Below are 1,092 nucleotides of genomic sequence, written 5' to 3' on the forward strand. Positions count from 1 at the left end.
GATACTGGCGTTATATTTGCAACTATATCTAATATTAATGAGATTATTAATTAAATAGGTGCAAACAAAATGATCAGTATTCCGTCAGTTGGCGAAGCCGAAAAACTAATAGAGGAAAAGCTCGGAGGGTGGTTTGATGTTGTTATCAGCCATATCCCTAATTTTATAGTGGCAATTGTAATTGCCATAGTATTTTCAATATTGGCGCGCTTTGCTGGCAAGCTGATGAAAAACGTGTTGCGCCGCTCTCTCGATTCAACGCAAATTGCCGACTTAATGGCGTCAATATTTAAAGTTATTGTGTTGTGCATAGGTTTATTTATAGCGCTCGATTTTGTTGGCTTAAAAGGCACTGTTACTTCGCTACTTGCTGGTGCGGGTATTGTGGGTTTAGCCATTGGTTTTGCGTTTCAAGACATGACCGAAAACCTAATTGCAGGTATAGCAATGGGTGTACGTAAGCCATTTAAAACAGGTGATGTAATAGAAACCGATGATGTGTTTGGTTCGGTGCATTCTATAAACCTACGTAACACGCTAATAGAGAGCTTTTACGGGCAACTAATACTTGTACCAAACAAAGTCTTATTTAGAAATGTACTAAAAAATTACACCACGCTAGGTATAAGACGTATAGAAGTACCCGTAGGTATTTCGTATGGCGACGACATAGAAAAAGCAAAAGACGTTATAGTCGATAAAATTAACGAATTTGACTTTGTAATACGTAAAGACGAAACCGCTGTATACGCTGAAGGTTTTGGCGACAGCAGCATTAACTTACTGGTGTGGTTTTGGATTAAATACCCAGGCGAGCCTGACTTTATGACGGTACGCCACAAAGGTGTTGTTGCCGTTAAGCAAGCATTAGACGAAGCTGATATTAGTATTCCTTTCCCAATTCGTACTTTAGATTTTGGTATTAAAGGCGGTGAGAAACTCGATGCCATGATAAGCGATAAAATAAGCCAGCAGTCATCCAATAAAGACAGTAGCGACGGTGCTGACTCTAGCCAAAGTGAGTAATTTAGTTAAAACTCATTAGGCAAAAGCATTGGGAAATAGTTACTTACCAACAGCGCAATTTTACAG

Annotated in this window: 1 protein-coding gene; it reads left to right on the top strand. The window is 39.1% G+C overall.

What is annotated here, in order from left to right; genetic code table 11:
* The first annotated feature begins 69 nt into the window (after positions 1–69).
* Positions 70–1,026, top strand: a complete 957-nt coding sequence (locus H5072_RS20125; protein ID WP_024596180.1) for a mechanosensitive ion channel family protein — start codon at positions 70–72, stop codon at positions 1,024–1,026.
* The last annotated feature ends 66 nt before the right edge of the window (positions 1,027–1,092 follow it).

Source organism: Pseudoalteromonas sp. SR45-5 (assembly GCF_014163565.1).
GTDB lineage: Bacteria > Pseudomonadota > Gammaproteobacteria > Enterobacterales > Alteromonadaceae > Pseudoalteromonas > Pseudoalteromonas distincta.

Coding starts and splice junctions, on each gene's coding strand:
- H5072_RS20125 (WP_024596180.1), top strand. CDS start 70: ATGATCAGTATTCCGTCAGTTGGCGAAGCCGAAAAACTAATAGAGGAA.